Origin of the sequence: Terrabacter aerolatus (assembly GCF_007991735.1) — a bacterium.
Taxonomy (GTDB): domain Bacteria; phylum Actinomycetota; class Actinomycetes; order Actinomycetales; family Dermatophilaceae; genus Terrabacter; species Terrabacter aerolatus.
In genome coordinates this window covers 1-25,572 of sequence record NZ_BJYX01000033.1, presented here as the reverse complement: position 1 = coordinate 25,572, position 25,572 = coordinate 1, and the positions used below count along the sequence as shown (strand labels likewise).

Sequence of the window (25,572 nt, the reverse complement as noted above, 5' to 3'; positions counted from 1 at the left end):
GCCGCTCTCTGCTGAGAGCGGCGCTTCTGGTGTGAAGCGACCCCGACCGGGCTCGAACCGGCGACCTCCGCCGTGACAGGGCGGCGCGCTAACCAACTGCGCTACGGGGCCTTACTGGGTGGTGCGTGTCGAACTGTACTGCGTATCCCCAACGGGATTCGAACCCGTGCTGCCGCCGTGAAAGGGCGGAGTCCTAGGCCGCTAGACGATGGGGACCTGCCCGACCTATCCGTTGGGACGTCGAAACTATATGGGAGTTTCTGGCACCGACCAAATCGGCTCCCGAGGCCCCTCCGAGGGGTGCCGGACAGGGTGTCGGACGGGGTGCCGGATCAGCCCTTCGCCCACGCGCGGACGTCCTCGACCGGCCACGTCGTGACGATGCGCTCGGCGGTGATGCCGAGTCGCTCGGCGCGCTCGCAGCCGAGCGACTTCATGTCGAGCTGACCGGGGGCGTGCGCGTCGGAGTCGATGGTGAAGAGGCAGCCGAGGTCGCGTGCCAGCTCGATGAGCTCGTCCGGCGGGTCGCACCGCTCGGGACGGGAGTTGATCTCGACGGCGACGTCGTTCTCGAGGCAGGCTCGGAAGACCTTCTCGGCGTCGAACTGCGACGGCGGCCGCTTGCCGCGGCCGCCGGTCACGAGCTGTCCGGTGCAGTGGGCGAGCACGTTGGTGTGCGGGTTGCGCACCGCCGCGACCATGCGGGGCGTCATCTCGAACGAGGGCTGGCGCAGCTTCGAGTGGATCGAGGCCGTGACGACGTCGAGCTGGTCCAGCAGGTCGTCGTCCTGGTCGAGGGTGCCGTCGAGGTGGATGTCGACCTCGATGCCCTTGAGCAGGGTGAAGGCGTCGCCGAGGCTCGCGTTGATGGCCTCGACGCGCTTCAGCTGGTCGGTGAGGCGCTCGCGCGAGAGGCCGTTGGCGATGGTGAGCCGGGGGGAGTGGTCGGTCAGGGCCATCCACTCCTGACCGAGCTCGACTGCCGCCAGGACCATCTCCTCGATGGGGCTGCCGCCGTCGCTCCAGTTGGAGTGCGCGTGCAGGTCGCCGCGCAGGGCGGCGTAGAGCTCGGCCCCGCCGCGCGTCAACGGCTCGCCGTGCTTCTCCTCCGCGGACACGAGGTAGGCCGGCAGGACGCCGCGCACGGCCTGCCCGATGATCGCGGCACTCGAGTCGCCGATTCCCTTGATCTGCTTGAGGGTTCCCGCCTCGACCCGCTCCTTCAGCTCCGCGTCGCCGATGAGCGTGATCGCCTCGATCGTCGTGCGGAAGGCATCGACGCGGTAGCTGCTCTCACGGCCTCGTTCGAGGAGGAAGCAGATGCGGCGGAGCGCGTCGATCGGGCTGATCGGTGCCTGCGGAGGTGTCGGCTGCTCCATGTCGAGCAGCCTAACCGCGCCGACCGACCGAGAGCGGTCTCACTGCTGCAGGGGCGGCAGCGTGCTCCCGTCCGGCAGCCTGCCCGGGGCCGTCTGCGTGGTGGGGACGACGCGGACGATGTCGCCGTACTGCTGCTCGACGAGACCCGGCGAGGGGCCCTCGTCGGCCAGGACCACCACCTGGTCCGTGCGGGCATCCTGCTGGACGGCGATGATCTGGACTCCCTTGGAGCGCCACAGCATTCGCTGGTCGACGATCTCCTTGGCGACCCTCTGCTTCTCCTCGAGCGAATGACTCATGACGACGAACTCCACATCGGTCGGTGACGGCATCGCCCGGGCGACGAAGGCTTCGAGGCCGGGGTCGTGGCGGGTGACCACGACGGCCACGCGGGCACCCGCGGCGTCGACGGCATACGCCCCCGAGAAGACCTGCGGCCAGCGTGAGGCCACCGTGGGCTCGATGGCGGTGAAGGCATTGGTCTGCGGGGTCGACAGGGTGCCGAACCAGCGGGTCGTGTCGCGAGCGGGCGGCGCCGAAGGGACGGCCCCCGCGCCGTTCCCGGAGAGCGACTCGGGGCCCCGGGACCCGTTGCCCTGGACCGCGCTGCCGGACGAGTCCTTCTGCACCCCGGCGGAACCCGCGCTCGCGGTTGTCGACGAGGCTCCGTGGTCGAAGGTCACCCACGCACCGCCCACGGCTCCGACGACCACGACGGCGGCCGCGGCGCCGAGGAGGGTCGAGCGGCGTCGGGACGTGCGGGCGCGGCCGCGCATCAGGGCACGCTGGGCGAAGAGGTCGTCGCGAGGTGGCTCGAGGTCGTTCATCGTGGACAGCGCCTTTCGCAGCTGCAGCTCGCCCTCCTCCGGAGCGGCGCCCTGACCCCGCGTCGTGTCGTCGCTCATGGCAAGGCTCCTGCCCCGGTCAGTGGCGGTTCGGCGAGCCGGCCGCGCAGGGCGGCGAGGCCTCGCGAGATGTGGCTCTTGATCGTTCCTTCGGCGACGCCGGTGCACTCGGCGATCTGGGGGACCGTGAGGTCCTCCCAGAAGCGGAGCACGAGCACGGCGCGCTGCTTCTCGGGGAGGTCGTGCAGCAGGTCGGTCAGGGTCAGCGCGAGCTCGCGGTCGTGGTCGGTCGTCGGGGGCTCCGGAGCCTCGTCGGTCAGGACCTCACGGCGACGCTTGCGCTGGTCGTTGAGGTAGAGGTTCATCATCGTGCGCCTCGTGTAGGCGGTCTCCGCGCCGGTGGCGATCCGGGGCCATGCGACGTAGACGCGGGCCAGCGCCTCCTGGACGAGCTCGTCGCCGTCGGCCCAGTTGCCGCAGAGCAGGTAGGCGCGTCGGCGCAGCATCGTCTGCCGCTCCTCCACGAAGGTGCGGAACGCCGCCTCGTCCCTCCGTCTCATGAGCTCCTGCCGGTTCCGGTCGCTGGTGCCGATCGCGTACGTGTCAGTGTCGTACACCCCCTTGGACACATGGGACGGCCGAACCGTTGCACCCGCCCGCCGGCTCTTTCGCGGGGTATGCCGTGTGGCCGAGAGGCTGCCCCCGCTCAGGCGACGCGCCCCAGCGCCACGAGCGCGAACATCAGGGCGGCGATCGTCTCGCCGTCGGTGATGGTGCCGTCGGCGACGAGGCCGAGCACGTCGGCGAGCGGGACCGGGCGGACGTCGCGGATGCCCTCCTCGCGCCGGGCCGCGGTGTCGTCGGTGTCGGGTGCGGGCGACAGGTCCGTCGCCAGGAAGACCACCTCCGGCGCTCGACAGATGCCGTTGAGGGCGTTCATCGTTCCCACCTGCCGCCAGCTCCCGGCGACGAGCCCCGTCTCCTCGGCGAGCTCGCGCCGGGCCGCGACGAGGGGGTCCTCGCCGTCGGTGCCCCCGGCGGGGACCTCGACCGACGTGCCGACGGTGTGGCGGTCGAGGGTGACGAGCACGACCTCGTCGTCGTCCGTCAGGGCCACGACGAAGACCGCGGGGCGCTGCACCTCGACGACGCCGAAGATGCCGTCGCTCCCGTCCGGGCGGGTCACGGCATCCTCACGCACCCTGATCCACGGGTTCTCGTAGACGACACGGGTCTCATGCACGGGCCAGGTCACGTCGGCTCTCCAGGGCGCATGCCCTGATGGTCCCACCCGTCCGGCGGAAGGGCGGCGGGCACCTCGTCGAGCGCCGTGGCCGGTCCCCCTCAGGCCGCCCGCTCGAGGGCCAGCAGGCGCTCCTTGGCCGGCAGGCCGCCGAGGTAGCCGCCGAGCGAGCCGTCCGACCGCACGACGCGGTGGCACGGGACGACGATGGGCAGCGGGTTCGTCGCGCAGGCCGATCCCACGGCCCGCACGGCCCGCGGGCTGCCCGACGCCACGGCCACCTCGCCGTAGCTCTCGGTCGAGCCGTAGGGGATCTCGCTCAGGTGGCGCAGCACGGTGAGACGGAAACCCCGCGCCAGGCGCAGGTCGAGGGAGACGTCGAACGCGTGGCGCCGTCCGGCGAAGTAGTCGTCGAGCTCACGGGCCAGGGCGTCGAGCCGGGTGCCGCCGCGCAGGATCCGCGATCCCACGGACGCCCCGAGCGACTCGAGGACCCGGTCGTGGTCCTCGACCTCGAACGCGACGCGGACGACGCCCTTCGCGGTCGCCGCGAGCAGGAGCGGACCCACGGGCGAGTCGACGACACGGTAGGAGGCGTCGAGCGAGGACTCGCCCGACGCCCGCTCGACGAGGGTGGCGTGCAACGAGGCGAGGCGCTCGTCGTCGCCGGGCGACGAGGTGGTCAGGAGCTGGATGGGGTTGTCAGACATGGGTGCTCACCCTTCCGTGGGGCGCGTAGGTGGACCGGAGGCGCGCGATGCCGTCGGCCGCCGCACGGCGCGCAGCCGCTGGCGTGCCGCCGACGATGCGGGCGACCTCGGGGTGGGGCAGGCCCGCGACGTGGTGGTAGGCCACGCAGAGGCGCTGCTTCTCGGGGAGGGCGGCGACGGCGCCCCAGAGCTCCCCGTCGGGCAGGGACTCCTCGGGCTCGTCGGCGCGTGGGGCGGCGGCCTCGGGCACCTCGGCGACCGGGACCGCGTGACGCGCGCCGGCTCGGACGACGTCGACGGCCTTGCGGTGCGCGATGGTGACGAGCCACGCCCGGACGTTCGCGTCGTCCGGCAGGTCGGGCCAGGCCCGCAGTGCCGAGAGGAAGGTCTCGGACCACGCGTCGTCGGCCTCCGCCGGTCCGAGGACGGCGCGGCAGACGCGCAGCACCACGGCCCCGTGCTCGGTGACGGCCTGCTCGAACGGATGCTTCATGCCCTGTAGACGCTCCGGCCCGCGGAAGTGTGAGGTCCCCAGTGTGACGGACGGGCCGACGCCGTCGCTCGACCCCCGCCGGCGACCGGAGATCCGGAGAGGGAAGGGTCAGAAGAGGCGGCCGGACTCGTCGGCGGGTGGTTCCTCGAGCGAGAGGAGGTAGCGCTTGCGGTCGAGGCCACCGGCGTACCCGACGAGGGAGCCGTCGGCGCCGATGACCCGGTGGCACGGCACGACGACGGCGATCGGGTTCCGGCCGTTGGCCGTGCCGACCGCCTGGGCCAGGTTGCGGTCGCCGAGCGCCCTCGCGAGGTCGCCGTAGCTGCGGGTCTCGCCGTAGGGGATCGTGCGCAGCAGCGCCCACACCCGCTGGTGGAACTCGTCGCCGCGTGGGGCGAGCGGCAGGTCGAACTCGGTCAGCGCGCCGCTGAAGTAGGCGGCGAGCTGCACCACCGTCGCCGCGAACGGCTCCTCGCCCGGGTCTCCGGCCTCGCCGAGCACCGCAGGGTCCTCGGGTCGGTACTTCGCGGCATCCATGAGCAGGTGCGTGACGGCGCCGTCCTCGGCGACGACGGTGAGGTCACCGATGGGCGACGGCACGACGACGTGCGTGGGACTCATGCTCCGTCGTCGCCCCGACCCGGCCGCGGCGTCCCCGTCGTCCCCGTCGTCCCCGGCGCCCCGTGCGCGGCGACGATGTCGTCGTGCGTCGGGATGGGGAACTCGGCGGTGTAGTCGCCGTAGGCGCGGGGGTCCTCGGAAGGCTCGAGGTGGCAGGTCAGGGCGATGTCGCCGAACTCGCGGTGCACGGTCTCCTCGACCTCCTCGACGAGGTCGTGGCCCTGCTGGACGGTCCAGGCGCCCGGGACGAGGACGTGGACCTCGGCGAAGCGGTGGTGCCCCGCGACGCGCGTGCGCAGCGCGTGGAAGTGGACCTCGCGCGTGACGAAGCGCGACAGGATCTCCGCGATGGCGCTGTTGTCCTCCTTGGGCATGGAGATGTCCATGAGCCCCTCGGTGGACTCTCGGACGAGCTTCCAGCCGGTCCAGACGATGTTGACACCGACGAGGAAGGCGATGATCGGGTCGAGCCGCTCGACGTGCGTCAGGCCGACGAGGAGCACCCCGAGGACGACGCCGGCCGAGGTCCACACGTCGGTCATGAGGTGCTTGCCGTCGGCGGTGAGCGTCAGCGAGCGGTAGCGGCGTCCGGCCCGGAGCAGGACGACGGCGACCGCCCCGTTGACGGCGGAGGCGACGACCGAGATGGCGAGACCGAGCCCGACGTTCTCGATGGGCTGCGGGTTGAGGAAGCGCTCGACCGCGGTGTACATGATGACGAGCGCCGCGACGAAGATCATCATCCCCTCGACGGCCGCCGAGAAGTACTCGGCCTTGGTGTGGCCGAAGTGGTGGTTCTTGTCGGCGGGCATGGCCGCCACCTTGAGCGCGATGAGCACGGCGATCGCGGCGACGAGGTTGACGACCGACTCGGCCGCGTCGGAGAGCAGCCCCACGGAGCCGGTGATGCGCCAGGCGATGACCTTGAGGGTGATCGTGACGACGGCGGCCACGATGGACAGGTAGGCGAACCGGCTGAGGTCTCGCGTCTGCGGCGCCCGGGAGGGTGCGGCGGGGGGCTCGGAGGCGGGGTTCGGGATCGTCGTCACGGCTCCAGTGTCGCAAAGACCACCGACGAGATCGACGCGTGACCACGGTCACTGCCGCTTCGGACGTGGTGGCGAACCACGGCGACCGGGTAGGGGCACAGGTATCCGATCGAAGGCGAAAGGGGCCCCGACATGGGAATCGAAGACAAGGCCAGCAACATGGGTGAAGACCTGAAGGGCAAGGCCAAGGAAGCCGCCGGAAAGGTCACCGACAACGAGCGACTCGAGGCCGAGGGCGAGCGTGACCAGGCCTCGGCGGACCTCAAGCAGCGGGGCGAGCAGCTCAAGGATGCGGGCAAGGACGTCAAGGACGCCCTCGACCGCTGACCTTTCCGGAGTGGGGTGGGTCGGTCCCGACGGGGGCCGGCCCACTGCTCTGTCCCCGACCGGACCACGACGACCCCGCCGCGACCACGACGGGCCTGGGGGGAGACGAGGGGGCCATGAGAGTCCGTGACGGTTTCCTGAGGTGCCGGGACGATCCACGAGGGCGTATGCCGGGTGGCCGGGATCGGGACGTCCGACCCCTTGCCAGGACCCTCCCGGCTCGGTGAGGCTCGACGGGACGCACGATGCCGACCGCTCGAGAGGCCCCTGCCGTGACGACCCAGACCCGGACGACCGCTGCCGTGCCCGCTCCCACCCCCGACGAGATCGCGTCGATGGACGCGTGGTGGCGAGCCAACAACTTCCTGACGATCGGACAGATCTACCTCCAGGACAACGCGCTCCTGCGACGTCCGCTCGTGCCCGACGACATCAAGCCGCGCCTGCTGGGCCACTGGGGCACGAGTCCGGGGCTGTCGTTCGTCTACACCCACATGTCCCGGGTCATCCGGCACACGGGGCAGGAGACGATCTACCTCACCGGCCCCGGGCACGGCGGACCGGCGCTCGTCGCGGCCGGGTACCTCGAGGGCACGTACTCCGAGATCTACCCGAAGGTGACGGCCGACGCCGAGGGAGTGCGCCGGCTCTTCCGGCAGTTCTCCTCGCCCGGCGGCATCCCGAGCCATGTCTCCGTGACGACGCCCGGGTCGATCCACGAGGGCGGCGAGCTCGGCTACGTCCTCGTCCACGCCTTCGGGGCCGTCATGGACAACCCCGACCTGCTGGCCCTGGCGGTCGTCGGCGACGGCGAGGCCGAGACCGGCCCGCTCGAGGGCTCGTGGAAGGGCATATCGTTCCTCAACCCGCGACGCGACGGCGCCGTGCTGCCGATCCTGCACCTCAACGGCTACAAGATCGCCGGCCCGACGGTCCTCGGCCGCAAGGACCCGGCCGAGGTGCGCAGCCTCCTCGGGGGCCACGGCTACGACGTGCTCGAGGTCGAGGGTGACGACGTGCCCGGCATGCACGAGCGCTTCGCGCAGACGCTGGCGACGGCATACGACCGCATCCGCGAGATCCAACAGGAGGCCAGGGCGGACGGCTGGACGCTGGGGGAGCGGCCGCGGTGGCCCCTCATCGTGCTGCGGACCCCGAAGGGGTGGACCGGGCCGGTGGAGGTCGACGGCATCCCGGTCACCGGGTCGTGGCGCTCGCACCAGGTGCCGCTGTCGGGCGTCAAGGAGAACCCCGAGCACCTCGCGGTCCTCGAGACGTGGCTGCGCTCCTACCGGCCGGAGGAGCTCTTCGACGAGTCGGGCAGACCCACCGAGCTGGTGCTGCAGGCCAACCCGGCGGGTGATCTGCGCATGAGCGCCTCGCCGCACGCGAACGGTGGCCGCCTGACGACCGAGCTCGACCTCCCCGACTTCCGGGACTACGCCCGCGACGTGCCGTCCCCGGCGTCCGTGCGCGAGGAGTCGACGCGTGCGATCGGCGAGCTGATGCGCGAGCTCTACGTGCGCAACCCGACGACGTTCCGGCTCTTCAGCCCCGACGAGACCAACAGCAACCGGGTCGGCGCCGTCTTCGACGTCTCGGACCGGATGACGGCCGAGCGCGTGCTCGAGCAGGACGAGAAGCTCTCGCACGAGGGCCGCGTCATGGAGGTGCTCTCGGAGCACTCCTGCCACGGCTGGCTCGAGGGCTACACCCTGACCGGGAGGCACGGGCTCTTCGCGACGTACGAGGCGTTCGCCATGGTGAGCGCGTCGATGACGGTGCAGCACAGCAAGTGGCTCCAGGAGGCCAACAAGCTCGAGTGGCGGGCCAAGGTGCCGAGCCTCAACATCCTGCTGACGTCGACGGCGTGGCGCAACGACCACAACGGGTTCTCGCACCAGGGACCCGGGCTCATCCAGACCGTCCTCAACGCCCGCGGCGAGGTGGCCCGCATCTACCTGCCGCCGGACGCGAACTGCCTTCTGTCCGTTGCCGACCACTGCTTCCGGTCGAAGAACTACGTCAACCTCGTCGTCATCGACAAGCAGCCGCAGCCGCAGTGGCTGACGATGGACGAGGCCATCGCGCACTGCGCGGCCGGGGCCGGCATCTGGGACTGGGCCGGCACGGACGACGGGGACCGCGACCCCGACGTGGTGCTCGCCTGCGCCGGCGACGTCGTGACGATGGAGGTCGTGGCCGCGGCACAGATCCTCAGGAAGAGACTGCCGCAGCTACGGGTCCGCGTCGTCAACGTCGTCGACCTCATGACCCTGCCCCGGGCGCGCAGCCACCCGCACGGCATGGACGACGTGCGCTTCGGGGAGCTCTTCACCGACCACGTCGACGTCGTCTTCGCCTTCCACGGCTACCACGGCGCCATCCACCAGCTCGTTCACGGCCGCCCCGATGCCGACCGCTTCCACGTGCGCGGCTTCAGCGAGGAGGGCACGACGACGACGCCCTTCGACATGGTCGTGCGCAACGGCGTCGACCGATACTCCCTCGTCATGGACGCCATCAACAACGCCGGCCGCCAGGTGCGCGGGTCGAGCGAGCTCAAGACCTGGTGCGAGGCCAAGCTCGCCAGACATCACGCTTACATCGTCGAGCACCTCGAGGACATGCCCGAGGTGCGCGACTGGGTCATGACGACCGTCGTCGAGGACTGAGACCGGGCCAGGTCCGGTCAGGAGTGCGCGCTCGCGTCACGGGTGCGGGTCTGTCCCACCAGTGTGGCGCGGAAGGCGCACTCCCGCCGTGGAGGCGCACCCGTGGGTGGGGCGCGTATGCCGAGTGGCCGGGCCACGCGGCATACGCCCGCTCTCAGTCGCGCCGGGGTGCGACGACGACCTCGATGCCGTTGTCGCGGAACGCTTGCAACGCAGAGGGATCGGCGGACTCGTCGGTCACCAGCGTCCACGCGCGCGGCATGACGGCCCAGGCGTGGAAGGGGCTCTGGCCGAGCTTGTCGGCGTGTGCGAGGACGTAGGTGTGCTCGGCCCGGCTCATCATCAGCTCCTTGAGCCGGGTCTGCTCGAGGTCGGCCTCGCAGATGCCGCGCTCGGCGTGCACGCTGTCGGCGCCCATGAAGGCCCGGTCGAAGCTGAGGCGCTGCACCGCGGCCTCGGCGAGCGGTCCGACGAAGGCCTGGCTGAGCGGCCGCAGCCGGCCGCCGAGGGCGATGACGTCGATGCCGACACTGTCGGTGAGGGTGACCATGGCGCTGATTCCCGCGGTGACGACGGTCAGCTCGGTCAGCTCGGGCGTCTTGGTGATGGCGTCCGCGAGGGCTCCCATCGTCGACCCGGCGTCGAGGAGCACCGTCTCGCCGGGCTCGATCTGGTCGGCGGCCCACCGCGCGATGTCCCGCTTGGCCGCGTGGGCCTCGCCGAGGCGCTGGCGCAGCGAGGCCTCCGGGTGGTGCGCGAGGCTCATCACCCCGCCGTAGGTGCGGGCGAGCTTGCCCTGTGCCGTCAGCTTGGCGAGGTCGCGCCGGATCGTCGATGCCGTGACCCCGAGCTGGTCGGAGAGCTCCTCCACGCTCGCGAGCCCACTGGTGGTGGCGAGGCGGACGATCTCGCCCCGACGCGTCTGTGCGGTGTGCTTCGCCACGCTGGGCACCTTAGGCGTCGACGGGCCGCGGCGCCATCTCCGCGCCGAGTCGAAGGGCCTCGATCATCGACCGGTGGTCGGCGATGCCGGTGCCGGCGATGTCGAACGCCGTTCCGTGGTCGACGGACGTACGGATGACGGGCAGCCCGATGGTGACGTTGACCCCGGCCTCGAGGCCGAGCACCTTGACCGGCCCGTGGCCCTGGTCGTGGTACATCGCGACGACGAGGTCGTAGTCGCCACGGCCGGCGAGGAAGAAGAGCGTGTCGGCCGGGAGGGCGCCGTGCACGTCGATGCCGTCCGCGCGGCAGACCTCGATCGCGGGGTTGATCTTCGACTCCTCCTCGCCGTAGCCGAAGAGGCCGTTCTCGCCGGCGTGCGGGTTGATGCCGCACACGCCGATCTTCGGGGTGGGGTTGCCGGCGTCGACGAGCGCCCGGTGGCCGCGGCGGATGACCCGCTCGACGAGGCCCGGCTCGATGCGGTTGACGGCGTCGATGAGGCCGATGTGGGTCGTGACGTGGATGACCTTGACCCGCTCGGTCGAGAGCATCATCGACACCTCGGGCGTGCCGGTGAGGTGGGCGAGCAGCTCGGTGTGGCCGGGGAAGACGTGGCCGCCGGCGTGCAGCGCCTCCTTGTTGAGCGGGGCCGTGCAGATGGCCTGCACCTGGCCGGCCATCGCGAGATCGGCCGCGACCCGGATGTAGTGGTATGCCGCGTCGCCGGCGACCGCGGACAGCTGCCCGAAGGGCAGGTCCGCCGGGAGTAGGGCCAGGTCGATGACGTTGATGCGCCCCGGGATCTCGCTCGCCTGCTCGACGTCGTCGATGGTGACGATGTCGACGGCGACGTCCGCGACGGCCGCGGCCTGCTTGAGGCGCAGTGCGTCCCCGACGACGACGGTGCGCGCCATGGTCGCGACGTGCGGGTCGGCCAGGGCCTTGACGATGATCTCCGGGCCGATGCCGGCGCCGTCTCCCATGGTCACGGCGATGCGGGGAAGGGCGGCGCTCATGAGTTCTCCTCGGTGGTCGCGCCGGGGGCGGCGCGGGTTGCGGTGTGAGTCGTTTCGGGCGAATGGGGCGTGGGACGGTCGAGCAGGTGCTCCGCGACGCGGACGAGGGAGGACGGGCCGCCGAAGCTGCCCGGGCGGGTCACGACGAGGCGGCCGCCGGGACGACGGCTCACGACGGTGCCGTGCTCGACGGCGTCGATGACGTCGAGGGAGCCGGCGCCGACCCGGTCGAGCACGGCGCGTGCGGTCTCGCCTCCGGACAGGAACGCAGCGTCGTAGTCGTCGAGCAGCGGCGCGACCGCATCGGCAAGGGCCTCGGTGAGCGCGCGGGACCGCCTGGGGTCGGCGGGGGCTGTCGGGTCGAGGGCGACGACGACGACGCCGTCGCGCGGCAGCCCGGCCAGCACGGCGACCGGGTCGCCGGGAGCGGAGAGCAGCAGCTCGGGCTGCACGAGCACGACGTGCGCCCGGCGCGCAGCTGCCACCTGCTCGAGCTGGGCGGGGACCACGCTGGCGCGCGTGCCGAGCACGAGCAGCAGCGAGCGGGCCATCGGTGCCTCGAGGTCCGGTCCGGGCCGCCGGTCACCGACCGGGAGGGCGGCCGCGGCGACGGCTGCCAGGGCGCCGGACCCGACGAGCAGCGCGTCACGGCCCCGGGTGGCCGCCTCGTAAACGACCGCGAGGTCGCTCTCGGTGACGGCGTCGCACACCGCGAGGAGACCGGCCGTGGTGGCCTCGGTCAGGGCGCCGGCGACGGCGTCGACCCCGAGTGCGACGACGGTGTGCGGGACGAGCACGGTGGGCAGCGGGTGCAGCGCCTCGGCGACCCGGGACGGGGCCGCGGTCGGCTCGACGTCCCACAGGTCGGTCTCGTGCAGGGGCGTGTCGCCGACGTGGAGCACGCCGTCGCGCACGACGCGACCGAGGGCTGGGTTGGCCACGGCCACGACCGGTGTGCGGCCCAGCTCGTCCGCGAGGGCAGCGACCTCGGCGGCCAGGTGGCCGCGCAGCAGGGAGTCCACCTTCTTGACGACGACCGGCGCGCCGGCCACGAGGGCTGCGGCTGCGCGTACCGCGCGCACCGCGTCCGCTGCGTCGAGCCTGCGGGAGTCGGTGTCTACCGTGAGGACGTCGTCGGGCTGCGCGGAGATGGACGGGTCGCCGGACGAGTTGGAGGCGATGAGAACGACGCTGTTGCGCGAAACGCGCAACAGCAGGTGTGATGCGCTCTCTGCGGCGCCGCTGAGGTCATCGGCGACGATGCCCAGAACCGGTGCGCTCATGTCTCCTCCTCGCTGCGTGCTGTCCGGATAAATCATTGTGCAGCAAGGACTTTGGCGACCTTGCCGGTGGAGCTGAAAGGCGTCGGGCGAACCCTTGTGACCGTGCCGGACGGCATACGCTCACCCGCCTTTCACAAAAAACGCTACAGGTATTGCGCAGATCACGCAATGGTGCGAAGGTTGGTGAACCCGAGGGGCGCAGCGTGCGCCGCCGACGGGGAGGCCACCGCTCAACGAGGAGTCCCGATGCCCCAGCAGCCTGCACTGCTTCCCACGTCTGACCAGCCGACGCGGGAGGTCTCGCGTCGCTCGATGCTCAAGCTGGCCTCGCTGGCCGGCGCCGGAGCGCTCTTCGCTCCCGCACTCGCCGCCTGCGCCGGCCCCAAGACCGCCAACACCGCGAGCACTGCCGGGGGAGGGGCGGCAGGGGGCACACTGAGCATCGTGCTCAACCGCAACCTGGTCAGCCTCGACAACAAGCTGAACCAGTACGACGCGGCCGTCACCGTCCAGCGCGCCGTGCGCGAGGCGCTGACGAAGATCGGTGACGACCTCAAGCCCCAGCTCGTCCTCGCCGAGTCCTTCGAGCAGACCAAGCCCACCGAGTGGACCGTCAAGCTGCGCAGCGACATCCACTACTCCGACAAGTCGCCGGTCACCGTCGAGGACGTCGAGACTGCGCTCAAGCTCTACTTCGAGGTCAAGGCCGGCTACGTCGCCTCCCAGTTCCCGGAGCAGCCGACCTTCACCAAGGTCGACGACAAGACCTTCACGCTCACGACGAAGACCCCCGTCGTCACGCTCAGCTCGCTGATGTCCAACATCCTCATCACGCCGGCCAAGGACAACAAGGCCGAGGAGCTGAGCAACGGCCTCGGTACCGGCCCGTTCGTCATCGCGAACGCCGACACCGGCACCGGCACCTACAAGCTGACGCGCAACGACAACTACTGGGGCGAGAAGGCCAGGCTCCAGGAGGTCAACGTCAGCTACCAGGAGGAGGAGGGCGCTCGCGTCATCGCCATCACCTCCGGCCAGGCCGACGTCATCGACACCATCACCCCCGAGTCGGCGGCCTCGCTCAAGACCAACGCCGACGTCGACGTCATCGAGACGCCCGGCACGCGCCTGATCCACCTCTTCTACAACTTCCGAAAGCCGGCCAGCAGCCCGCTGTCGAAGCCCGAGGTGCGCGAGGCCCTCACCTACGCCATCGACCACGACTCGCTCATCAAGGCCCTGATGAACAACCAGGTCAGCTCGGCCGAGGGCGTCGTGCCCAAGACCCTCGCGGGCTTCGCGCGGACGGGGACCTACACCTACGACCCGAACAAGGCCAAGCAGATGCTCGCCGCCGCTGGCGCGAGCGACCTCAAGCTCACCTTCATCTGGGAGGACTCGGAGTTCGCCGGCGCCTCCCGCGTGCTCGAGGCCATCTCGCAGATGCTCGCCGCCGTCGGGGTCACGGCCACCCTGAAGATGATCCCCAAGGGCGGCGAGATCAACGCCTGGCGTCGCGGCGAGGCCGGCGACTGGGACGTGCTGGCCAACGGCTACGGCAACCAGACCGGTCTCGCGCTGACCAACCTCCAGGGCCAGTACGGCGGCACGGCGGAGAAGGAGAAGACCCGCGACACCTACCAGGGCTTCGTCGCCCCCGAGATCTCCGCCCTGCTCGACCAGGCCGGGGCCGAGGCCGACGAGGCCAAGCGCGACGCCCTGCTGGGGCAGGCCCAGACGAAGATCTGGGCGCTCTGGCCGGCCATGTGGGCCTGGACGCCCAACAACGTCCTCGCCAAGCGCAAGCGCGTCACGACGCTCAAGCTGCGCGCCATCAACTCCTACGACCTCGGCTCCGTGACGGTCTCGGCCTGACCGGGTCCGCCGACCCGCCCACCTCCAGGTGATCCCATGCTGACCTACGTCCTCAAGCGCATCGGGCAGACCGTGCTCACCGCGTTCCTCGCGACCGCGACGGTCTTCGTCCTGCTGCGGATGGCCCCGGGTGACCCGGCGGCGAACTACGCGCCGCCGAACCCGACCTCGGAGCAGCTCGCGGCCATCCGCGAGCAGTTCGGCCTCGACCGGTCCATCCCCGTGCAGTTCGTGACCTTCCTGCAGCACCTGTTCCAAGGGGATGTCGGGACCTCGTTCTTCTTCAAGCGCCCGGCGCTCGAGGTCGTCATGGAGCGCCTGCCGTACACCATCACGCTGGCGGTGGCCGCGATCGTCGTCACGGCGGTCGTCGCCATCCCCCTCGGGGTGTGGATGGCCCGGCGGGCCGACACCGCCAAGGAGCTGGGCTCGAACATCGCGACGATCGCCGGGCAGTCCATGCCGGACTTCTGGATCGGCTTCGTGCTGCTCATCCTCTTCGCCGTCCAGCTCGGCTGGTTCGAGCCGGCCGGTTTCACGTCGGCCAGCTCGATCGTCCTGCCGACGGTGACGATCGCGATCCTGCAGGTCGCCCTCATCAGCCGGCTCGTGCGCCGCGAGATGGTCGTCAACCTCGCCTCGCCCTACCTCACGGTGGCGCGGTCGCGCGGCATCTCCGAGCGTGCCCTGACCTGGCGCTACGCCTTCGGCAACTCGGCCATCCCCGTCGTCACGGCCCTCGGCACCCGCTTCGCCGCGATGCTCAACGGCGTCGTCATCGTCGAGGTCGTCTTCAAGTGGCCGGGCGTCGGCGAGCTCGTCGTCAACGCACTCAAGCAGCGCGACTTCCCGCTCATCCAGGCCACGGTCCTCGTCACGGTCGTGCTGGCCCTCGTGGTGCAGCTCCTCGTCGACCTGCTCTACCCGCTCATGGACCCGCGCGTCCGACTCGGAGAGGCCAGCTCATGACCACCTCGACGAACCTGCCCGGGCACCCGCAGGTGCCCAACCTCAGCGAGGTTCCGGGCTCGATCCTCGGCCGCGACTCGGCCGTCACCAAGGTGCTGCTCCGCCGTTCGGCCGCGGCCAGGCGGGCGCGCTACAGCACCATCAAGATCTGGGTCGGTGCGATCTGCGCGGGGCTCGTCGTCGTCCCGGTCGCGCTCGCCCAGCTGCTGCCCCTTCCCGACCCGATCATCGGCCAGCTGTCGGAGTCCTCGCTCCCGCCGTTCAGCGCCGGCCACCTCTTCGGCACCGACCCCAACGGCCGCGACCTGCTGAGCCGGGTGCTGCACGGCGGTCAGACCTCGCTCGTCATCGGCGTGCTCGCCATCTTCGTGTCCGGCCTCGTCGGCATCGTCGCCGGCGCCGCGGCCGGCTACTTCGGTGGCTGGGTCGACACCATCGTCTCGCGCCTGCTCGAGGCACAGATGTCGCTGCCGCTGCTGCTCATGCTGCTGCTCGTCGTCGCCCTCTTCGGGCCGTCGATCCCCGTCATCACCCTCGTCATCGCCTTCGCCCAGTGGCCCGAGCCGGCGCGCATCACGCGCGCCCTCGTGCTCGTCGAGCGGGAGAAGCCGTACGTCGCGGCAGCACGGGTGCTCGGGCTGCACCGCATCTCGATCATCACCCGGCACCTCATCCCCAACATCCTCCAGCAGGTCCTCGTCGTCGTCCTGCTGCTGCTCGCCCAGGCCGTGCTCCTCGAGAGCGCGCTCAGCTTCCTCGGCGCCGGCGTGCAGCGCCCCTACCCGACGTGGGGCGGCATCATCTCCGACGGGCGCGAGCTCTTCGTCACCGGAAAGTGGTGGCTCGTGACCATCCCGGGCATCGTCATCGCCCTGCTCGTCGTCGGGGTCAACCTCGTCGGGGACGGCCTGCGTGACCGGGTCCGCCGTGCGAAGGGAGACCAGTGATGAGCGTCCTCGAGGTCAAGGACCTGCAGGTCGAGCTGATGACGGGCACCTCCGTCGTCCGCGCCGTCGACGGGGTCAGCTTCCACATCGACGCCGGTGAGACCGTGACGATCATCGGCGAGTCCGGGTCGGGCAAGTCCACGACGGCCATGGCGATCCTGCGGCTGCTTCCCGACGACCTCGCGGTCATCTCGGGCGAGGCCCGCATCTCGGGCCAGGACGTCACCGGCAGCCGCGCCGTCATCGACAAGCTCCGCGGACGGGCCGTCGCGCTCATCCCGCAGGACCCCATGACCGCCCTCAACCCGATCCGCACCGTCGGCCGCCAGATGACCGAGGCTGTGCGGGTCAAGTACCCCAAGCTCGGCCGGGGCGAGGCCAGGGCCCGCGCACTCTCGCTCATGGAGCAGGTGCACATCCGCAACCCCGCCAAGCAGTTCGACGCCTACCCGCACCAGCTCTCGGGCGGCATGCTCCAGCGTGTGCTCATCGCGATGGCGGTCTCGACCGACGCCGACCTCATCGTCGCCGACGAGCCGACGAGCGCCCTCGACGTCACGGTGCAGGCCGGCATCCTCGACCTGCTGCTCGAGCTGCAGGAGCGCACCGGCATCGCGCTGCTGCTCATCACCCACGACCTCGGCGTCGCGCGGCTCATGAGCGACCGGATCCACGTCATGAAGTCCGGCAGCTTCGTCGAGAGCGGCTCCGTCACCGATGTCGTCGACCACCCCCAGCACCCCTACACCCAGAAGCTGCTCGGGGCGATCCCCGAGCTCGGCCCGTGGGAGGACCCGGCGCTCGCCGTGCCCGAGCTCGCGAAGGAGGCCAGCCGTGGCTGATGACCTGCTCACCGTCAGCAACCTCGCCGTCGAGTACCGCACCGGCAAGGAGGTCTTCCGCGCGGTGGACGACGTGTCGTTCCGCGTGCCCCGTGGCGGGACGCTCGCCATCGTGGGCGAGTCGGGCTGCGGCAAGTCGACGATCGCCAAGGCGCTCGTGCGGCTGCTCAAGCCGACGTCCGGCGTCCTCGACCTCGACGGCACCGACCTGGCCCAGCTCTCCGAGAAGCAGCTGCGCCCGATGCGTCACCGGGTGCAGATGGTCTTCCAGGACCCGTACGGGTCCCTCGACCCGCACCTGACCGCCCAGGAGATCGTGGCCGAGCCGGTCAGGGTGCGCGGCGAGAAGTCGCGGAAGGTCCAGCGCGACAAGGCCGCCGAGCTCATCGACCGGGTCGGTCTGCCGAGGACGGCGCTCGAGCGCAAGCCGCCGGAGTTCTCCGGTGGCCAGCGCCAGCGCATCGGCATCGCCCGGGCGCTCGCGTCCGATCCCGAGCTGCTCGTCTGCGACGAGGCGACGAGCGCCCTCGACGTCTCCGTCCAGGCGCAGGTGCTCGAGCTGCTCCGGGACATCCAGGCCGAGACCGGCCTGACCTACCTGTTCATCTCGCACAACCTCGGCGTCGTGCGTGCCATCTCGCAGGACACCGTCGTCATGCGGGCCGGACGCATCGTCGAGAGCGGTCGCACCGATGACCTCCTCTCACGGCCGCAGGAGGAGTACACCCAGCGCCTGCGCCGCTCGGCCCTCGAGCCGGGTCTCATGACCGGCATCAAGCCCCGACACCTCATCCGACACATCGCCGCGTCCCGCACGGCGGAGACCGAGAAGGCCTCATGACGAGCCCGACCACCCAGAGCAGCACGACCCTGCCCACGCGCGACCTGCCCACGCTCGACCTGCCGGGGCTCGCCCGCCCGCTCTCGCGTCTCGTGCTCGGCACGATGACGTTCGGCGACACCGTCGACGTCGACACGGCCCGCACCATGGTCGACACCGCGATCGAGGCCGGGATCACCTCGATCGACACCGCCAACGGGTATGCCGCGGGTCGCAGCGAGGAGATGCTCGCCGAGATCCTCGTGGGACGGCGAGACGCCGTGACCATCGCGACCAAGGCGGGCATCTACCCCGGCGACGCCGGCTCTTCGCCACTGCTCTCGGCGGCCGGTCTGCGCTCCTCGCTGGAGGCGAGTCTGCGTCGACTGCGCACCGACCACGTCGACGTCTACTACCTGCACCAGCCGGACCGCTCGGTGCCGATCGCCGAGACGGTCGCCGCGCTCGACGACCTCGTCACCGCGGGCAAGGTCCGCGCGATCGGCATCTCGAACTACTCCGCCTGGCAGATCGGTGACGTCTTCGCCGCCTGCGACGCGCTGGGCACCGCTCGTCCCGTCCTCGCGCAGCAGCTCTACAACCTCGTCGCCCGGCGCATCGAGGCCGAGTACGCCGAGTTCGCCACGACGAAGGGCCTCGCGACGATCGTCTACAACCCCCTCGGCGGTGGCCTGCTCACCGGACGCCACTCGTTCGCCGAGTCGCCGGGCGAGGGACGCTTCGGCTCGTCGGCGCTCGCGTCGATGTACAAGGACCGCTACTGGAACGTCGAGACGTTCGCGGTCATCGAGGCCCTCGGCGCCATCGCGTCCGAGGCCGGCATCACCCTGCCCGAGCTGTCACTGCGCTGGCTGCTCTCGAAGCCTGTCGTGTCGTCAGTGCTGCTCGGCGGGTCCAAACCACACCAGCTGGAGGCCAACATCACTGCTGCACAAGCCGGTCCGCTCCCCGACGACGTCGTCGCCGCGTGCGACGAGGCAGGCCTGGCGATCGCCGGGTCGATGCCGGGGTACAACCGATGAGCGGCGGAGGGACGGCCGTCGAGCGCAGCCGCGAGCGAGTGCTCGACTACGCGCGGCGGCTCAGGTCCCGCGAGACGATCGTCGGCTACTGGGTCATCATCGACTCCCCGGTGTCGACGGAGCGGCTCGCCCGCCTCGGCTACGACTACGTCTGCTTCGACGCCCAGCACGGGCTGCTCGACTACAAGGGGCTCCTCTCCGGCATGCAGGCCGTCGACGCCGGTGGCGAGTCGCTCGGCATGGTCCGGGTCGGCGCCAACGACCCCTTCCTCATCGGGCAGGCGCTCGACGCCGGAGCCGCCGGGGTCATCGTGCCGCTCGTCAACACGGCCGAGGACGCCGCCCGCGCCGTCTCCTTCGCGAAGTACGGACCCGAGGGCATCCGCTCGTACGGTCCGATGCGGTCCCAGCTGCGGATCGGCCCCAACCCGGCCGACTCCAACGCCGCGACCGTCGTCCTGGCCATGATCGAGACCCCGCAGGGCCTCGAGAACGTCGAGGCCATCGCAGCGACGCCCGGCATCGACGGCCTCTACATCGGCCCGTCCGACCTGCGGCTGGCCGTCGGTGGCGCGACCTCGACCGACCCCGCCGTCGACGACGTCTTCGAGGCCGCCGTCGCACGGATCCTCAAGGCAGCAGAGGACGCCGGCATCGCGGCCGGGTTCCACACGCCCAGCGGGGAGGTGGCCTCCAAGCGCCTCGGCCAGGGCTTCACCCTTGTCACCGTCAGCTCCGACCTCATCCACCTCGAGCAGGCGGCCACGGCCCACCTCAGGGCGGCGCGGGGCGAGTCGTGACGCTCGCCGAGTCCGCCGACCCGATCCTCGCCGACGGCGTCCTGCGCGCACGCGACGGCGGCGGCCACACGGCATACCTGCCCACCCCCACCGTGCAGTGCCACGCGGCGAACCTCGCGTGGCTGCCGAACGGCGACCTCGCGTGCGTCTGGTTCGGGGGCACCCAGGAGGGCGTCAGCGACATCACCGCCTACCTCTCGCGTATGCCGTCCGGGGCCGACGCGTGGTCGGACCCGGTGCCGCTCAGCGACGACCCGACGCGATCGGAGCAGAACCCCGTGCTCTTCACGGCGCCGGACGGCGCGGTCTGGCTGCTCTACACGGCGCAGCTCGCCGGCAACCAGGACACGTCCGAGGTGCGTCGTCGCGTCTCGCGCGACGGCGGCCGGACGTGGGAGGCGCCGACGGTGCTGCTGCCCGCGACGGACGCGGGAGGTGTCTTCGTGCGCCAGCCGCCTGTCGTGCTCGCGAGCCGACGCATCCTGCTGCCCGTCTTCAACTGCGTCACCGTGCCGGGCGAGAAGTGGGTCGGCAACGAGGACACGTCGAGCGTGTGGTGGAGTGACGACGGCGGTGACTCGTGGGCAGAGGCGCCCGTGCCCGGGTCGCTGGGGTGCGTGCACATGAACATCGTCGTGCGAGAGGACGGCTCGCTCTGGGCGTGCTTCCGCAGTCGCTGGGCCGACCACGTGTGGGAGACGTCGTCGACCGACGACGGTCTGACGTGGGCCGAGCCCACCCCGACCGGACTGCCGAACAACAACTCCTCGATCCAGGCCGTCGCCATGGGCGGGGGAGAGGTCGCGCTCGTCCTGAACCGGAGCTCGGCGCGCGACGCCACCGAGCGGCGCGTGTCGCTCTACGACGAGATCGACGACGAGGGCGTCGTCGACGGCCTCGACGGCCCGGTCGTCGCCGAGCCCTCGCCGAAGTCCGCTGAGGCCCAAGGGCGCCGGACAGCCTTCTGGGGAGCGCCGCGTGCACCGATGACCCTCGGCCTCAGCCCCGACGAGGGACGGTCCTGGCCGGTGCTCGTCGACCTCGAGACCGGCGACGGCTACTGCATGTCCAACAACTCGCGCGACGGGCTCAACCGCGAGCTGTCCTATCCCTCGGTGCTGCCCGGACGCGACGGCGACCTGCACGTCGCCTACACCTACCACCGCCGCGCCATCAAGCACGTGCACCTCACCGCCGAGGTCGTCGACCGGCTGCGGCGGGGCACGTCCCCGTGACGCAGGCGGCGGCCACGGCACGGCCCGAGCCGGCCCCCACCCCACCGGGCGAGCGCGTGACACGCAGCGCGGTCGTCACCGGGGCCAGCTCGGGCATCGGCCTCGCCATCGCCCACGACCTCGTCGGTGCCGGGTGGCACGTCCTCGGACTCAGCCGCACACGTGGCTCGCTGCCGGGCGCTGCCACGTGGGTGCCGTGCGACCTGGCTGACGTGATCTCAGCCGACGAGGCCGTGCAGACGGTGCGCGAGGCGGCGGCCGGCGGTGTGGACGCGATCGTCCACGCCGCCGGCCTGCAGTACTCGGCCGGCATCGGCGACCTGCGACCCGAGCACGGCGAGCGGATGTGGGCCGTGCACGTGCGCGCGGCAGAGCTCGTCGTGGGTGGGCTCGTCGGTGACCTCACCGAGGGCGGTCGCGTCGTCCTCGTCGGCAGCCGCACCATGACGGGCGTGCCGGGCAAGAGCCAGTACGCCGCGACGAAGGCCGCGCTCGCCGCCATGGCCCGCGCGTGGGCGGCCGAGCTCGCACCACGCGGCATCACGGTCAACGTCGTGGCGCCGGGTCCCACCCGCACCCCGATGCTCGACGACCCCGCCCGCGCCTCGGTGCCACCGGTCGTCCCGCCACTCGGTCGGCTCGTCGAGCCCTCGGAGGTGGCAGCGCTGACCCGGTTCCTGCTCGAGCCGTCCGGCTCGATGGTCACCGGTCAGACGCTGGTGATCTGCGGAGGTGCATCGCTTTCCTGAAGGTCGAGGGCTCGGGCGCTGGCGAAGCGCTCCGGGCCGACACTGCGGTGCCAGAATCGGCACATGGTGGCTTGGGCAGAGCTCAGCGGGGCCGAGCGAGAGGTCATGATGCTGGCGTCCGAGGAGTCCCCTCTCTGGGAGCTCGCCGTGCCCACCACGATGGACGACGAACCCACTCGGCCTCCCATGGGCGTCGGTGCCGGGAAGGCGGTGGTCCGGCGGCTCATGGACCTGGACCTGGTGTGTATGTTCCGCCCCTTGGAACCGCAGGTCGTCATGAGCAGCGGCGAGGTCGAGGAGGTGATGGGCGCGTCGTTGGCTTGGGACCCGGAGACCGGTCCGGGCGTTTGGGTGAGTCTCCACCTGACAGCTGCGGGGGAAGAGCTCTACTACCTCGACGTGGAGACGAGCTGACTCGCCCGTGCCGACATGTCGTGGACCGTCGACGCACTGCGCCCGATCGTCAACGACATCCACGCCGTGACGTCCTGCGCGCCAGCGGTTGGTGGGGCCCCGTCGGGCTCGAACCGACGACCGGCGGATTAAAAGTCGGTCCGAGGGGTGCGGTGCCTCCCGCCCGTGAGGACTTTCAGGCACGAAAGTTCAGTGCACGTTGCTGTGGACTGTCGTCGCCTTCCGAGCCAGCGTGCCCCTTTTGCGCCCCCAAGCAGCCCCGCGACGCGTGTGGCAGAGCGCCTTCCGCTCTGGGAGCCGAGTATGGCCTGTTCTCGGGGGCTCTGGGGTGGGTGCTCGCCTGCGTGATTGCCTGTTGTTATTGGAGCCTCGCAGGCGACCTTCTCGGACGCCGTGCGCGACGAATGCGCCACGCGGGTCTGCGCAGTGACGCGGACAAGTTGGGCTGGAAGGTGCCGCGCAGAAAGCGCTTGCGGATGCCGACGGAGCGGGTCGTCGACCGAGCCCCGCGCTCGAAGTGGGCAGTGGTCCTCTGTGGGCCTCGGCCCCGAACGCAACGGCCGGGGCTTCCCTCCTCCCCAGCGCCTGAAACGCAGCGATGGGCCAGGGTGGCCACCCGGTCGCGTGTCGGCGGCAGGTCGCGTGAGGGGTGGTCGACCCGGCGCCACTCGAGTCACGAGCGGCACCGGGTCGGATCGAGAAGGTCAGCTCACGGTCGCCTGGTACGTGAGGATCTCGGTGCCGTTGCCTTCGTCGCCGTTGTCGGGCGCGACGCGCATGGTCAGGTGGTTGCCGTCAGCGGTCATCTTGAACGGGTTGCGGGTTGCCACGTGTCCGGCCGTGGACCACTTCTGGAAGGGAATGTCGCGGGTGACCTGCTCGCTGGTCAGATCGAGCATGGCAACTCCACCGAGCTCGTAGGTGGCTGCGGTGCCACCTGCGGCCGGCGTCTGCGGCAGGTTGGTGACCCCCGCGCAGAGCATCTTGCTGCTGGGCACGTACTGGCAGTCCTGGTAGTCGATGAAGAAGTTCGGGTTGTCCCACGTCTTGAGCTGCTTGCTCTGCAGGTTCCATTCGGCGAAGCGCCGCGAACCCCAGGTGTTGCCCACCAAGTGACCGGTCTGCTTGTCCATCACGATGCCACCGAAGTGGTCCTTGACCTCGAACTGCTTGTGGACGTTCAGAGTACGTGCGTCGACGCGGTAGATGATGGCGCTGGAGTTGGGGCGGTACTGCGCGACCGGCACCCACACGTTCCTGCCGTCGAAGTCGATGCCGCCGGGGTGGTACATGTCGCCCTCGCCGAGGGTGATGTCCTTCTGGAGGTGGCCCTGCAGGTCCATGACGAACAGGTGCCCGATGCCCTTGCCGGGCGTCCGGTCGTAGCCGCCCTGTGGGCTCGGGTACTTGACGGTGTGCTCGATGATCTGGACGGCGGACAGGAAGATGTGGTCGGGCGTGAAAGCGATGCCCTCGGTGTGGAACGTCGGGAAGTTGAGCTTGAGCTTGCTGGTCAGCTGCCAGTTGGTGTTGCGGGTGACCTTGCCGAATGCGTCGGCGAGGGCCGTGTTGGTGCTGTGGCTGGCGGCAGGCTCGGTGGTGTGAGCGGTCGCTACGGCAGCGCCGGTGAGCGTCACGGCACCTGCAGCGATCAGCGCGTAGACGTGGGTACGGATGCGCTTCATGGGAACCTCTCGGGTTTGGTTGGCCCCTGTCGTCGATCGACGCTAGGTAGGTGGGGTGAACTCCCGGGGGCGATGGGCCCTATGGCGCCTGAACGTGAGTGGGCGTGGCCCAGCGAGCGCAGGCCCGATGTGGCGCATGTTGCAGCTTGGACTGGCGGGAGGGTGATGGCCGGTTGGAGAGCTGATGGGCGGCCTCCCGGACGCTCTCCCGATTAGGCGCGGGGTGCGGTGGGGTGCGCGTAGGCGCGCCAGCGCCGGAGCGCGGGGTCCCCATCGCGGGGTCCCGCGCTTCTTTGCGCCGGAGGCGCGCTTGAGCCAGTACAGAAAGTCCTCACGCCATCAACTTCGAGAAGCGTCCTGTGCCGGGTGATGGGCGACAGCGACGCGCCACCTGACGTGCGACACCTGCCCGAGCCGTCAGCGGCTTGTTCGTGCGTTGCGGTCCTCGCTCATACAGGATTGCGGCATGGTCGAGCAGCAGTGGTTTGCGGTCCGCATGATCGTGGCCGAAACCGAGAACCAGCCTTGGGGGCCGCGGGATCTGGAACCGGGTGAGATCGACTTCGAAGAGCGCATCACGCTTTGGAGGGCCGAGAGCGTTGATGCAGCCATCGCGATGGCGCAGGACGAGTGTGAACGCTACGTCGACGACTTGGGAGGTGAGGTGCTCGGGTTGAGGCAGGCGTATGCGCTGGCCATGAAGCCGGGGCACGGGGTCGAGGTGTTCTCTCTCATCCGTCGCAGCGAGCTCTTGCCGGGCGAGTACCTCGATCGGCACTTCGACACCGGAAGCGAGCATCAGTCGAGTCAGTCCGACTGAGCTGACCGCGGCAAAGTCGGACGAGCGTAGCCGTCCTCAGCGCGGCATGTCCGGTAAACGCCTCACGCTGAAAGTCAGTGATCCCGTTCCTAGTGGTCTTCCTTCAAGTACGCGAGGGATTCAGAGGCGCGCTTCTCGATGCCGCCCTCTGCAGGGCCGGGTCTGCGGCGCGGCCATGTGGGTCCGCGCCAAAGGACATAGCCGGCGGCCAGTACACCCAGGACGATGAGGATGATCCCGCTTGCAATGTCGGAATACTGCGCCGCCCAAGGTCGACCAGGCGGGTAATTGTCGAACTTCCTGAGCACGAACGGCTCCATCATCGCCCCCAGCGGGACAACGAGGCGGGCGAGAAGGCTAAGCCATCCCCGACGAGCGGCCAACCAGCCAACCAAACCCATAGGTCCACAGAGCACCATGGCTGCCTGGAACCAGATGCCGTTCATTCCGACTTCGCCTGCCTGGTAGATGTGCAGCGCGGATCCAACCATGTAGTGGATCAGCAGCGTGGCGATGGCGGCTCCGATGCCGACAAGAAACGCCATCCACGGCTTGGCCATCTTCCAGCCGGCGTAGAAGGGGACGGCGGCCCAAGCTGTGCCGGAGTTGAGGACGTCGCCGATGGTCTTACGGACGAACGACCACGTCTGCAGGTTGCCCTCAAGCTCTGCGTGCAGCGTGATGTTGAACAGTAGAGACAGCAGCCCCAGCCCAACGCATGCCTTGGCGATGGGCTTCCATGGATCCTGCATCCTCCCCATGCGCAGGAACTTAACAGGTCAAGTC

Annotated in this window: 26 protein-coding genes and 2 tRNA genes; 13 read left to right on the top strand and 15 right to left on the bottom strand. The window is 70.4% G+C overall.

What is annotated here, in order from left to right; translation table 11 throughout:
• Nucleotides 1–37: 37 nt before the first annotated feature.
• From TAE01_RS19125 to TAE01_RS19080, 10 genes are all read right to left on the bottom strand, one after another.
• Nucleotides 38–111 (bottom strand) — tRNA-Asp (locus TAE01_RS19125).
• Between the two features lie 32 nt (nucleotides 112–143).
• Nucleotides 144–216 (bottom strand) — tRNA-Glu (locus TAE01_RS19120).
• 116 nt (nucleotides 217–332) lie between these two features.
• Nucleotides 333–1,379 carry a PHP domain-containing protein gene (locus TAE01_RS19115; protein ID WP_147068404.1) on the bottom strand — a complete coding sequence of 349 codons (1,047 nt, stop codon included), beginning with the start codon at nucleotides 1,377–1,379 and terminating at the stop codon, nucleotides 333–335.
• A 39-nt stretch (nucleotides 1,380–1,418) separates the two neighbouring features.
• A complete protein-coding gene (locus TAE01_RS19110; protein WP_147068403.1) occupies nucleotides 1,419–2,285 on the bottom strand; it encodes a hypothetical protein in 867 nt (288 codons plus the stop codon).
• Complete coding sequence (locus TAE01_RS19105) at nucleotides 2,282–2,785, bottom strand: SigE family RNA polymerase sigma factor (RefSeq protein ID WP_147068402.1); 504 nt, start codon at nucleotides 2,783–2,785, stop codon at nucleotides 2,282–2,284. The genes TAE01_RS19110 and TAE01_RS19105 overlap by 4 nt, the downstream gene beginning before the upstream one ends.
• Nucleotides 2,786–2,931: 146 nt before the next feature.
• Nucleotides 2,932–3,480 carry an NUDIX domain-containing protein gene (locus TAE01_RS19100; protein WP_147068401.1) on the bottom strand — a complete coding sequence of 183 codons (549 nt, stop codon included), beginning with the start codon at nucleotides 3,478–3,480 and terminating at the stop codon, nucleotides 2,932–2,934.
• An 89-nt stretch (nucleotides 3,481–3,569) separates the two neighbouring features.
• Nucleotides 3,570–4,178, bottom strand: a complete 609-nt coding sequence (locus tag TAE01_RS19095) for a methylated-DNA--[protein]-cysteine S-methyltransferase (RefSeq protein ID WP_147068400.1) — start codon at nucleotides 4,176–4,178, stop codon at nucleotides 3,570–3,572.
• Nucleotides 4,171–4,671: an RNA polymerase sigma factor gene (locus TAE01_RS19090; RefSeq protein WP_147068399.1), complete on the bottom strand. Its 501-nt coding sequence runs from the start codon at nucleotides 4,669–4,671 to the stop codon at nucleotides 4,171–4,173. Before TAE01_RS19090 ends, TAE01_RS19095 begins: the two co-directional genes overlap by 8 nt.
• A 108-nt stretch (nucleotides 4,672–4,779) precedes the next feature.
• Nucleotides 4,780–5,292: a methylated-DNA--[protein]-cysteine S-methyltransferase gene (locus TAE01_RS19085; RefSeq protein WP_147068398.1), complete on the bottom strand. Its 513-nt coding sequence runs from the start codon at nucleotides 5,290–5,292 to the stop codon at nucleotides 4,780–4,782.
• Complete coding sequence (locus TAE01_RS19080; RefSeq protein WP_147068397.1) at nucleotides 5,289–6,341, bottom strand: cation diffusion facilitator family transporter; 1,053 nt, start codon at nucleotides 6,339–6,341, stop codon at nucleotides 5,289–5,291. The genes TAE01_RS19085 and TAE01_RS19080 overlap by 4 nt, the downstream gene beginning before the upstream one ends.
• A 132-nt stretch (nucleotides 6,342–6,473) precedes the next feature.
• Here TAE01_RS19080 and TAE01_RS19075 point away from each other — a divergent pair, with 132 nt between their 5' ends.
• Entirely contained in the window at nucleotides 6,474–6,668 is a 195-nt protein-coding gene (locus tag TAE01_RS19075) for a CsbD family protein (RefSeq protein WP_147068396.1), read from the top strand.
• Between the two features lie 272 nt (nucleotides 6,669–6,940).
• On the top strand, nucleotides 6,941–9,343 hold the full coding sequence (locus TAE01_RS19070) for a phosphoketolase family protein (protein ID WP_281289325.1): 2,403 nt from the start codon (nucleotides 6,941–6,943) through the stop codon (nucleotides 9,341–9,343).
• Between the two features lie 154 nt (nucleotides 9,344–9,497).
• On the opposite strand, the gene TAE01_RS19065 is transcribed toward TAE01_RS19070, so the two are convergent.
• From TAE01_RS19065 to TAE01_RS20745, 3 genes are read right to left on the bottom strand one after another with little or no spacing between them, the layout of a single operon-like run.
• Entirely contained in the window at nucleotides 9,498–10,286 is a 789-nt protein-coding gene (locus TAE01_RS19065; RefSeq protein WP_147068394.1) for a DeoR/GlpR family DNA-binding transcription regulator, read from the bottom strand.
• A gap of 10 nt (nucleotides 10,287–10,296) precedes the next feature.
• Nucleotides 10,297–11,304, bottom strand: coding sequence for a 4-hydroxythreonine-4-phosphate dehydrogenase PdxA (gene pdxA, locus TAE01_RS20750; RefSeq protein WP_222594185.1), 1,008 nt, complete (start codon nucleotides 11,302–11,304; stop codon nucleotides 10,297–10,299).
• Nucleotides 11,301–12,587 (bottom strand): four-carbon acid sugar kinase family protein, encoded by a 1,287-nt coding sequence (locus TAE01_RS20745; protein WP_222594184.1) that lies wholly within the window; start codon nucleotides 12,585–12,587, stop codon nucleotides 11,301–11,303. Before TAE01_RS20745 ends, pdxA begins: the two co-directional genes overlap by 4 nt.
• A 246-nt stretch (nucleotides 12,588–12,833) precedes the next feature.
• Between TAE01_RS20745 and TAE01_RS19055 the strand changes: the two genes are divergently transcribed.
• From TAE01_RS19055 to TAE01_RS19010, 10 genes are all read left to right on the top strand, one after another.
• Entirely contained in the window at nucleotides 12,834–14,462 is a 1,629-nt protein-coding gene (locus TAE01_RS19055; RefSeq protein WP_147068393.1) for an ABC transporter substrate-binding protein, read from the top strand.
• Nucleotides 14,463–14,498: 36 nt separating this feature from the next.
• Entirely contained in the window at nucleotides 14,499–15,431 is a 933-nt protein-coding gene (locus tag TAE01_RS19050) for an ABC transporter permease (protein WP_147068392.1), read from the top strand.
• Nucleotides 15,428–16,378 (top strand): ABC transporter permease, encoded by a 951-nt coding sequence (locus TAE01_RS19045; protein WP_222594183.1) that lies wholly within the window; start codon nucleotides 15,428–15,430, stop codon nucleotides 16,376–16,378. Before TAE01_RS19050 ends, TAE01_RS19045 begins: the two co-directional genes overlap by 4 nt.
• Nucleotides 16,378–17,220, top strand: a complete 843-nt coding sequence (locus TAE01_RS19040; protein ID WP_147068391.1) for an ABC transporter ATP-binding protein — start codon at nucleotides 16,378–16,380, stop codon at nucleotides 17,218–17,220. The genes TAE01_RS19045 and TAE01_RS19040 overlap by 1 nt, the downstream gene beginning before the upstream one ends.
• Nucleotides 17,213–18,061: an ATP-binding cassette domain-containing protein gene (locus TAE01_RS19035; RefSeq protein WP_147068390.1), complete on the top strand. Its 849-nt coding sequence runs from the start codon at nucleotides 17,213–17,215 to the stop codon at nucleotides 18,059–18,061. The genes TAE01_RS19040 and TAE01_RS19035 overlap by 8 nt, the downstream gene beginning before the upstream one ends.
• Nucleotides 18,058–19,083, top strand: coding sequence for an aldo/keto reductase (locus tag TAE01_RS19030; RefSeq protein ID WP_186815298.1), 1,026 nt, complete (start codon nucleotides 18,058–18,060; stop codon nucleotides 19,081–19,083). The genes TAE01_RS19035 and TAE01_RS19030 overlap by 4 nt, the downstream gene beginning before the upstream one ends.
• Complete coding sequence (locus TAE01_RS19025) at nucleotides 19,080–19,883, top strand: HpcH/HpaI aldolase family protein (protein ID WP_147068389.1); 804 nt, start codon at nucleotides 19,080–19,082, stop codon at nucleotides 19,881–19,883. Before TAE01_RS19030 ends, TAE01_RS19025 begins: the two co-directional genes overlap by 4 nt.
• Nucleotides 19,880–21,118: a sialidase family protein gene (locus TAE01_RS19020; protein WP_147068388.1), complete on the top strand. Its 1,239-nt coding sequence runs from the start codon at nucleotides 19,880–19,882 to the stop codon at nucleotides 21,116–21,118. Before TAE01_RS19025 ends, TAE01_RS19020 begins: the two co-directional genes overlap by 4 nt.
• A gap of 56 nt (nucleotides 21,119–21,174) precedes the next feature.
• Nucleotides 21,175–21,867, top strand: coding sequence for an SDR family NAD(P)-dependent oxidoreductase (locus TAE01_RS19015; RefSeq protein WP_147068387.1), 693 nt, complete (start codon nucleotides 21,175–21,177; stop codon nucleotides 21,865–21,867).
• A gap of 63 nt (nucleotides 21,868–21,930) precedes the next feature.
• Complete coding sequence (locus TAE01_RS19010) at nucleotides 21,931–22,281, top strand: hypothetical protein (RefSeq protein ID WP_147068386.1); 351 nt, start codon at nucleotides 21,931–21,933, stop codon at nucleotides 22,279–22,281.
• Between the two features lie 704 nt (nucleotides 22,282–22,985).
• On the opposite strand, the gene TAE01_RS19005 is transcribed toward TAE01_RS19010, so the two are convergent.
• Complete coding sequence (locus tag TAE01_RS19005) at nucleotides 22,986–23,966, bottom strand: DUF6454 family protein (RefSeq protein WP_147068385.1); 981 nt, start codon at nucleotides 23,964–23,966, stop codon at nucleotides 22,986–22,988.
• A 466-nt stretch (nucleotides 23,967–24,432) separates the two neighbouring features.
• Between TAE01_RS19005 and TAE01_RS19000 the strand changes: the two genes are divergently transcribed.
• Complete coding sequence (locus TAE01_RS19000) at nucleotides 24,433–24,786, top strand: hypothetical protein (RefSeq protein WP_147068384.1); 354 nt, start codon at nucleotides 24,433–24,435, stop codon at nucleotides 24,784–24,786.
• Nucleotides 24,787–24,875: 89 nt separating this feature from the next.
• Here the strand turns inward: TAE01_RS19000 and TAE01_RS18995 are convergent, their stop codons facing one another.
• The gene (locus TAE01_RS18995) at nucleotides 24,876–25,547 is read right to left on the bottom strand and encodes a hypothetical protein (protein WP_147068383.1); all 672 of its coding nucleotides are present in this window, start codon (nucleotides 25,545–25,547) and stop codon (nucleotides 24,876–24,878) included.
• Between the last annotated feature and the right edge of the window lie 25 nt (nucleotides 25,548–25,572).

What these genes read in the sequence shown, in the direction of transcription:
- TAE01_RS19085 (WP_147068398.1), bottom strand. Translation starts at nt 5,292, where the DNA reads ATGAGTCCCACGCACGTCGTCGTGCCGTCGCCCATCGGTGACCTCACC.
- TAE01_RS19045 (WP_222594183.1), top strand. Translation starts at nt 15,428, where the DNA reads ATGACCACCTCGACGAACCTGCCCGGGCACCCGCAGGTGCCCAACCTC.
- TAE01_RS19010 (WP_147068386.1), top strand. Translation starts at nt 21,931, where the DNA reads ATGGTGGCTTGGGCAGAGCTCAGCGGGGCCGAGCGAGAGGTCATGATG.
- TAE01_RS19115 (WP_147068404.1), bottom strand. Translation starts at nt 1,379, where the DNA reads ATGGAGCAGCCGACACCTCCGCAGGCACCGATCAGCCCGATCGACGCG.
- TAE01_RS19055 (WP_147068393.1), top strand. Translation starts at nt 12,834, where the DNA reads ATGCCCCAGCAGCCTGCACTGCTTCCCACGTCTGACCAGCCGACGCGG.
- pdxA (WP_222594185.1), bottom strand. Translation starts at nt 11,304, where the DNA reads ATGAGCGCCGCCCTTCCCCGCATCGCCGTGACCATGGGAGACGGCGCC.
- TAE01_RS18995 (WP_147068383.1), bottom strand. Translation starts at nt 25,547, where the DNA reads ATGGGGAGGATGCAGGATCCATGGAAGCCCATCGCCAAGGCATGCGTT.
- TAE01_RS19040 (WP_147068391.1), top strand. Translation starts at nt 16,378, where the DNA reads ATGAGCGTCCTCGAGGTCAAGGACCTGCAGGTCGAGCTGATGACGGGC.
- TAE01_RS19095 (WP_147068400.1), bottom strand. Translation starts at nt 4,178, where the DNA reads ATGTCTGACAACCCCATCCAGCTCCTGACCACCTCGTCGCCCGGCGAC.
- TAE01_RS19105 (WP_147068402.1), bottom strand. Translation starts at nt 2,785, where the DNA reads ATGAGACGGAGGGACGAGGCGGCGTTCCGCACCTTCGTGGAGGAGCGG.
- TAE01_RS20745 (WP_222594184.1), bottom strand. Translation starts at nt 12,587, where the DNA reads ATGAGCGCACCGGTTCTGGGCATCGTCGCCGATGACCTCAGCGGCGCC.
- TAE01_RS19025 (WP_147068389.1), top strand. Translation starts at nt 19,080, where the DNA reads ATGAGCGGCGGAGGGACGGCCGTCGAGCGCAGCCGCGAGCGAGTGCTC.
- TAE01_RS19030 (WP_186815298.1), top strand. Translation starts at nt 18,058, where the DNA reads ATGACGAGCCCGACCACCCAGAGCAGCACGACCCTGCCCACGCGCGAC.
- TAE01_RS19110 (WP_147068403.1), bottom strand. Translation starts at nt 2,285, where the DNA reads ATGAGCGACGACACGACGCGGGGTCAGGGCGCCGCTCCGGAGGAGGGC.
- TAE01_RS19005 (WP_147068385.1), bottom strand. Translation starts at nt 23,966, where the DNA reads ATGAAGCGCATCCGTACCCACGTCTACGCGCTGATCGCTGCAGGTGCC.
- TAE01_RS19050 (WP_147068392.1), top strand. Translation starts at nt 14,499, where the DNA reads ATGCTGACCTACGTCCTCAAGCGCATCGGGCAGACCGTGCTCACCGCG.
- TAE01_RS19090 (WP_147068399.1), bottom strand. Translation starts at nt 4,671, where the DNA reads ATGAAGCATCCGTTCGAGCAGGCCGTCACCGAGCACGGGGCCGTGGTG.
- TAE01_RS19075 (WP_147068396.1), top strand. Translation starts at nt 6,474, where the DNA reads ATGGGAATCGAAGACAAGGCCAGCAACATGGGTGAAGACCTGAAGGGC.
- TAE01_RS19000 (WP_147068384.1), top strand. Translation starts at nt 24,433, where the DNA reads ATGGTCGAGCAGCAGTGGTTTGCGGTCCGCATGATCGTGGCCGAAACC.